The sequence below is a fragment of the Ruegeria sp. HKCCD8929 genome (assembly GCF_013031405.1).
Lineage (GTDB): Bacteria > Pseudomonadota > Alphaproteobacteria > Rhodobacterales > Rhodobacteraceae > Ruegeria.
Genome location: NZ_WPZY01000006.1, coordinates 277,924 through 284,474 on the forward strand (window position 1 = coordinate 277,924; position 6,551 = coordinate 284,474).

Below are 6,551 nucleotides of genomic sequence, written 5' to 3' on the forward strand. Positions count from 1 at the left end.
CTTCTGGTATCGGCCTGCACAGGATGAAAACCCAAGGGACCGCTCGAATGACGCGCCACAAGCTGCCAGATGATCACGTACTGACGACCGAGGGTGTGGCGGCGCAAAACGGCGCGGGACGCATCCTGCTGATCGCGTGCGGGGCATTGGCCAGAGAAATTCTGGACATCAAGACCCGCAATGGCTGGGACCATATCGCACTCACCTGCCTGCCCGCGATACTTCATGTGCATCCCGAGCGGATCACCAGTGCTGTTGAAGAGGCCGTCGCAAAACACCGCGACGCCTATGATCAGATCTTTGTCGTCTATGCCGATTGTGGCACCGGCGGGCTGCTGCGGCAGGCGTGTGACCGGTTGGGCGTTAAGATGGTCGAAGGCCCGCATTGCTACTCATTTTTCGAAGGAAATGAGGCGTTTGCAGGGCGTGATGAAAGTGAAACCACCGCCTTCTACCTGACCGATTTTCTGGCGCGGCAATTCGATGCGTTCGTGTGGAAACCACTTGGCCTCGACCGCCATCCGGAACTGCGCGACATGTATTTCGGAAACTACACCAAGCTTGTCTATCAGGCCCAGACCGACGATCCCGATCTCACCGCGCGGGCGAAAGACTGCGCCGACCGCATGGGCCTCGCCTTCGAGCGCCGTTTCACCGGTTACGGTGACCTTGAAACCACCATGGCCGGTTGGGCCAGGTAAACGTCTACTCAGGCGTTCTCGGACGCGACCTCACGAATCCGTTCGATCATCGACCGCAACCCGTTGGATCGCTGCGCCGACAGGTGATCGTTGAGCCCCAGCCGCGCCATTTCCGCCCGCGCATCGACTTTGGGAACGTCTGAAACCGGCAGGTCGTTGTAAAGCGCCCGCAGCACCGCGATCAGACCGCGCACGATCATCGCATCGCTGTCGCCGTCAAAGCGAAAGATGCCGCCCTGGATCATCGGATGCAGCCAGACCTGACTGGCGCAGCCATGCACCTTGGTCGCGGGTACTTTCAGCGCGTCGTCCAGCGGCGCCATCGCCTTGCCTTGTTCGATGACATGGCGATACCGGTCCTCCCAGTCCTCAAGGAACTCGAAATCCTCGACGATTTCTTCAAAGGCGGGGCTGGCCATGCGGCATTCCTTCGGCATTGGGTCTCTTACGTGGTGACCTAAGCCTCCCCTGCCCGGCTGTCCAGTCCCAGCCATGGCTTTTCAAGCCACGCAGGATGCGCTAACCCGTTGACAGGAAAAACCGAAGAATTGGCAGGCACCATGCAAAAACCTCTGACGCTTCTCCTGGTCGCGGCGCTGACGCTGTCCGCCTGCAACGCCTGGCGCAATTCCCGCGTGAACCCGTCGAACTGGTTCGGCAATAGCAGATCGGTGCCTGCCGACACTGCAACCGCCGGTGAGGTCAATCCGCTTCTGCCTGCCACCCGAGGCCGCGATGCGGCACTGGTGGACCGCAGCATTCCGATCACCGCCATCACCGAACTGAAGGTCGAGCCGACCCCGACCGGCGCCATCATTTATGCCACCGGCGTTGCCAACCGCCAGGGCGCCTACGCCGCCCGGCTGCGGCCCGAGTTGACCGAGGAAAACGCCAAGAACGGCGTGCTCGCCTTCAGCTTCCGCGTTCTCTACCCGCGCGACCCCACGCCGCAGGGGCCGGAGCAGACCCGCCGGATCACCGAGGCGATCAGCGTCACCAATCAGGATCTGGAAGGCATCCGCCTGATCCGGGTCACGGGACAGCAAAACGCCCGCGAAGCGCGCAGGCGCTAAAAACCGCGATCAGAGCGGCACGACCTGCACCGCCTGCCCTTTGGCGGACAGGGCGATCTTGCCATCGCACAGGCGCAATGCGTCTTCGCCAAACACCTCATAGCGCCAGCCGGACAAGGCCGCCACGGACCGCTCCCCAGCAGCGATTTGATCCAGTTCGGAACTGGTGGCGATCAGCTTGGCCGCCACGCCTGCGCTTTCGGTCTTGGATTTCAGCAGCACCCGCAACAGATCGGCCAGTGCCGGGTTCACTTGCAGCTTGTCGCGGCTGTTGTCCAGACGCGGCATCCGGTCCGGCGGGCAATTCACCCCGCGCTTGACGGCGGCCAGAATACCCTCGGCGATCACCCCCTTGCGCGCCTCACGCAAGAGCAATCGCGAACCGCCCAGATCGGCGGGCGTTTTGGGCTTGGTCGAGGCCATCTCGATCAGCGCGTCGTCCTTGAACACCCGGTTGCGGGGCACGTTGTTTTCCTGCGCATAGGCCTCGCGAAACTGCGCCAGCTCGCGCACCACGGCCAGGAACTTGGCCGAACTGGTCCGGGTCTTGATCCGCCGCCACGCCTCTTCGGGGCGAATGTCATAAGTGGCCGGATCGGTGAGGATCTGCAATTCCTCTGCCACCCAGTGCTGGCGGCCGGATTTCGCAAGCTCAGCCGCGAGATGTTCGTATATCCGCCGCAGATGCGTGACATCGGCCAGCGCATAGGTCTTCTGCGCCTCGCTCAGCGGGCGCCGCGACCAGTCGGTAAAGCGTGAGGTCTTGTCGAGCCCCTGTTTGCAAATCTTGCGCACCAGGGTTTCATACCCGACCTGCTCACCAAAGCCGCACACCATCGCCGCAACCTGCGTGTCGAATAGCGGGATCGGGAATACGCCGGATTCAACCCAGAAGATTTCGAGATCCTGCCGGGCCGCGTGGAACACCTTGACCACGTTTTTGTTGCGGAAGAGATCCAGCAGAGGTTCCAGCGACAGGCCCTCGGCCAGCGGGTCGACCAGAACGGCGGTCTCGTCCCCCTCACCGGGATAGGCCAGCTGGATCAGACACAGGCGGGAGTAATAGGTTCTCTCACGCAGAAACTCGGTATCGACGGTGACGTAAGGATGGGCGGCGGCGGTCTGGCAGAATTCGGCCAGCTCCTGCGTGGTGGTCAAAGTTTTCATTCGCGATTTGATTTCTTGCTTTTATTCTTGGTGCGGCCCAATCGATCTGCCCCAATGGATCTACCGTCGTGCCGGGTTATGCTTGTGACCATAGGCCGAACCCGAGGCGGGTGTAAATCACCCGCTGCCGCCTTATGGCAACAAGACGGGCCGCCGATCACCGGCAGCAAAGCGGCGCAGAACCGCCGGATAGAGCTTGTGTTCCCACTCCAGAACCCGCGCGGCGAGCGTGTCCGGCGTGTCTCCGGGCACGACCGGTATGCGCGCCTGACCCAGAATGGGGCCGTCATCCAGCGCCGCCGTGACCTCATGCACCGTGCAGCCATGCTCCGTATCTCCGGCCTCCAGCGCGCGGGCATGGGTGTTGAGCCCCTTGTATTTGGGCAGCAGCGAGGGATGGATGTTCAGCATCCGCCCCTGAAACTGCGACACAAAGCCCACGGTCAGAACCCGCATGAACCCGGCAAGGCAGACGATATCCGCCTCCGCCGCAAGCAGAGGCTTGACCAGTTCCGCCTCAAATGCCGCCCGGTCGCCTGCAAAGGGGAGATGGTCCACCACTGCCGTCGCAATGCCCCGCGCGGCGGCCTTTTTCAGACCACCCGCCTCGGCATCGTTCGATATCACCAGACAGGGCCGCACCGGATGATCTCCGATCATGCTGTCGACCAGCGAGACCATGTTGGACCCGCCACCCGAGATCAGAATGGCGACGCGCTTGTGGCTCACAGCAGCGCGCCTGTATAGGTGACACCCGCCTGTGCGGTAACTTCACCGATGCGCGCCACGGTCTCGCCCTCGGCGGCCAGAAGGTCAGCCAAGGCGTCGGCCTGATCCGCCGCGCAAACCACGATCATGCCAATGCCGCAGTTGAAGGTCTTGAGCATTTCGCCCTCGGCGATCCCACCCGTCTCGGCCATCCAGCCGAAGACCGGCGGCAGGGTCCAAGCGTTCAGGTCGATCTCGGCGCCCAGCCCCTCGGGCAGCACGCGCGGCAGGTTCTCTGTCAGGCCACCGCCGGTGATATGGGCCAGCGCGTGCACACCCCCGGCCCGGATCGCCGCCAGCGCCGGTTTCACGTAAAGCCGCGTGGGCGTCAGCAGCGCCTCCCCCAACGCGCCGTCGCCAAAGGGATTGGCCGCGTCCCAGCCCAGCCCGGAATGCTCGACCAGCTTGCGCACCAGCGAATAGCCGTTGGAATGCACCCCGTCCGAGGCCAGCCCCAGCAGCACGTCGCCTTCCTGCACGCCCGCAGGCAGGGCCGTGCCCCGCTCCATCGCGCCGACGGCAAAGCCCGCCAGATCGAAGTCACCCTCGGGATACATGCCCGGCATCTCGGCGGTCTCGCCCCCGATCAGCGCGCAGCCCGAGCGCACGCAGCCCTCGGCAATGCCTTCGATGATCCGCGCGGCGATCTCGGTCTCCAGCTTGCCGGTGGCGAAATAGTCGAGGAAGAACAGCGGCTCGGCGCCCTGACAGATCAGGTCGTTGACGCACATGGCCACCAGATCGATGCCCACGCCGTCCACCACGCCGGTATCGATGGCGATCCGCAGCTTGGTGCCCACCCCGTCGGTGGCCCCCACCAGAATGGGATCGCTGTAACCGGCGGCCTTGAGGTCGAACAGCGCGCCGAACCCGCCCAGCCCGCTCATCACGCCGGAACGGTCGGTCCGCTTGGCCGCAGGCTTGATCCGGTCGACCAGCGCGTTACCCGCATCGATATCCACGCCCGCATCGGCATAGGTCATGCCGTTCTTGCCCGCTGTCATGGTTCATCCCTCATGGTTGCTTTCGCGCGGGTTAGTCGATTGTGCCCGCGCATGCAACGGTCAGGCTTGACGCGGGCCGTCACCGTGATACCCAAGGCGCTCAGGCGGGCCTGTAGCTCAATTGGTTAGAGCAGAGCGCTCATAACGCTTTGGTTGGGGGTTCGAGTCCCTCCGGGCCTACCATTTTCCCGCAAGTCACTGAAATACTGTAGCATTTTTTGAAAGATGCTGGCTATCCCGAAAAAGTCGCCCAATAACTGCTGACCGTTTGATTTCATTTATTTCCTGAGGCCCATCTGGAGCGCGAGCCAAAACACAACTTCGAAGGACTACGAATGGCTTGTGGATACTTCAGCGCGAAGAGTAAAAAAACGTATGGCCCGCCCGGTCTGCAAGAGCTTTATTTTTGATGGCACCCTTTGGTCTGCATCAACGTATACGGCATATCGGCCTCAAGCCGTTGCCAAGATGGAGATCCGCACGTCCTGGTCTCATAAAAGTCACGGCGTCGTTGCGCCATCTTTTGTATCAGGCTTCCGGGACGCCGGTTCGACCGTCAGGCCATCTTTCTAAAAGTCCTCCCGCAGATTGTATGGGCCAGTCGACATCTGCCGCTGACCGATTGGTTCATCCCGTTGGAACTGTCGCAAACGCCGGCTGGAAGGTGACACCACGGCGCAACGTCGCCCACGCGATACGGGCAAGCTTGTTGGCCAGCGCTACCACCACAATGTTGCGGTGCCGCCGGGCGAGAAGGCCACGCAACCATGCTCCGAGCGATGTCTGGCTTCGGGCAAGAGACGGCAATGCCGCCCTGGCGCCATGGATCAGGAGTGTTCGCAGATACTTGTTGCCACGCTTGGAGATCCCGAGCAGCCTCGGTTTGCCACCAGTAGAATATTGTCGGGGCACGATCCCCAGCCACGCACCGAGATCCCGGGCCTTGTCGAAGTTCGAGGCATCGCCCAGTGCCGCGACGAGCGCGGTGGCGTTAAGCGCACCGATCCCCGGGATCGACGCCAGGCGGCGCGTGGCGGCATCCTTGCGGGTGAACTCAATAAATTCCTGATCCAGGGCTCTGATGCGGCGGTCCAGATCGATCCATTCCTCCTTCAACTCAAAAAGCAGCCGACGCACCCGATTGCCGGCCATGAAATCTGCATCGGCGAGCAGCGCGTCCACAGCCTGCTCGAGCTTGCAGCGGCCTTGTGGAATTATGGTGCCGCGTTCAAGAAGTATCGCGCGCAACTGATTGGTCAGAGTCGTGCGCGCACGCACCAGACGCGAGCGAACCCGGTGGAGCGACTGGACATCAAGCTGCTCCTGTGTCTTGAGCCCGACGAAACGCATGGTTGGACGAGTCGCGGCTTCGGCGATCGCTTCTGCGTCACGGTCGTCATTCTTCTGGGCCTTGACATAGGGTCGGACATATTCCGGTGACATCAGCCGGACCTCATGCCCCTTCTCGGTAAGAAGACGCCCCAGATGGTGCGCGCCGCAACAGGCTTCCATGGCAATCACGCACGGTGGCAACTGCGCAGCAAATCCCGGGATCGTCTTCGGCTGCATTCGCCGACGCAGCACCACTTTCCCGGTTTCGTCGAGGCCAGCAATGCTGCAGCTGTTCTTGCCAAGGTCAATCCCCACTATTGTGATCGTCATGGTCCGCTCCTTCTGCTTGTTCGAATCATCGGCAATCCTAACCGAGGCGCCGGGGAGGGCGGGCCATTCCATAAAAGTCGCCTAGTTGAGCCCTATTTGTTTTCTGAACTTTCTTTCTGTCTAGGGTCAGGATGCATTGATTTTCGCTGCTCTGCGTGATTCACGGCTCGGAAAAC

The 6,551-nt window shown here is 62.0% G+C and carries 7 protein-coding genes and 1 tRNA gene; 3 read left to right on the forward strand and 5 right to left on the reverse strand.

Annotated elements, in window-relative coordinates; all coding sequences use genetic code 11:
- Positions 1-47: 47 nt before the first annotated feature.
- Complete coding sequence (locus GOX53_RS12360) at positions 48-701, forward strand: DUF1638 domain-containing protein (protein WP_171176707.1); 654 nt, start codon at positions 48-50, stop codon at positions 699-701.
- An 8-nt stretch (positions 702-709) separates the two neighbouring features.
- Here the strand turns inward: GOX53_RS12360 and GOX53_RS12365 are convergent, their stop codons facing one another.
- Positions 710-1,120: a SufE family protein gene (locus GOX53_RS12365; protein WP_171176757.1), complete on the reverse strand. Its 411-nt coding sequence runs from the start codon at positions 1,118-1,120 to the stop codon at positions 710-712.
- A gap of 141 nt (positions 1,121-1,261) precedes the next feature.
- Between GOX53_RS12365 and GOX53_RS12370 the strand changes: the two genes are divergently transcribed.
- Positions 1,262-1,774, forward strand: coding sequence for a hypothetical protein (locus tag GOX53_RS12370; RefSeq protein WP_171176709.1), 513 nt, complete (start codon positions 1,262-1,264; stop codon positions 1,772-1,774).
- 9 nt (positions 1,775-1,783) lie between these two features.
- Here GOX53_RS12370 and rnd read toward each other — a convergent pair whose 3' ends face one another.
- The 3 genes from rnd to purM all read right to left on the reverse strand — a co-directional run bounded on the left by rnd (position 1,784) and on the right by purM (position 4,713).
- Positions 1,784-2,941: a ribonuclease D gene (gene rnd, locus GOX53_RS12375; protein ID WP_171176711.1), complete on the reverse strand. Its 1,158-nt coding sequence runs from the start codon at positions 2,939-2,941 to the stop codon at positions 1,784-1,786.
- 132 nt (positions 2,942-3,073) lie between these two features.
- The gene (gene purN / locus GOX53_RS12380) at positions 3,074-3,670 is read right to left on the reverse strand and encodes a phosphoribosylglycinamide formyltransferase (protein WP_171176713.1); all 597 of its coding nucleotides are present in this window, start codon (positions 3,668-3,670) and stop codon (positions 3,074-3,076) included.
- Positions 3,667-4,713 carry a phosphoribosylformylglycinamidine cyclo-ligase gene (gene purM / locus GOX53_RS12385; protein WP_171176716.1) on the reverse strand — a complete coding sequence of 349 codons (1,047 nt, stop codon included), beginning with the start codon at positions 4,711-4,713 and terminating at the stop codon, positions 3,667-3,669. Before purM ends, purN begins: the two co-directional genes overlap by 4 nt.
- Before the next feature lie 106 nt (positions 4,714-4,819).
- Between purM and GOX53_RS12390 the strand changes: the two genes are divergently transcribed.
- Positions 4,820-4,896 (forward strand) — tRNA-Ile (locus GOX53_RS12390).
- A 444-nt stretch (positions 4,897-5,340) separates the two neighbouring features.
- Here GOX53_RS12390 and GOX53_RS12395 read toward each other — a convergent pair.
- The gene (locus tag GOX53_RS12395; RefSeq protein ID WP_171176717.1) at positions 5,341-6,375 is read right to left on the reverse strand and encodes an IS110 family transposase; all 1,035 of its coding nucleotides are present in this window, start codon (positions 6,373-6,375) and stop codon (positions 5,341-5,343) included.
- Between the last annotated feature and the right edge of the window lie 176 nt (positions 6,376-6,551).

Bases quoted from the DNA above. Each gene is read 5' to 3' on its own strand.
- GOX53_RS12370 (WP_171176709.1), top strand. From the start codon at position 1,262: ATGCAAAAACCTCTGACGCTTCTCCTGGTCGCGGCGCTGACGCTGTCC.
- GOX53_RS12395 (WP_171176717.1), bottom strand. From the start codon at position 6,375: ATGACGATCACAATAGTGGGGATTGACCTTGGCAAGAACAGCTGCAGC.
- rnd (WP_171176711.1), bottom strand. From the start codon at position 2,941: ATGAAAACTTTGACCACCACGCAGGAGCTGGCCGAATTCTGCCAGACC.
- purM (WP_171176716.1), bottom strand. From the start codon at position 4,713: ATGACAGCGGGCAAGAACGGCATGACCTATGCCGATGCGGGCGTGGAT.
- GOX53_RS12365 (WP_171176757.1), bottom strand. From the start codon at position 1,120: ATGGCCAGCCCCGCCTTTGAAGAAATCGTCGAGGATTTCGAGTTCCTT.
- GOX53_RS12360 (WP_171176707.1), top strand. From the start codon at position 48: ATGACGCGCCACAAGCTGCCAGATGATCACGTACTGACGACCGAGGGT.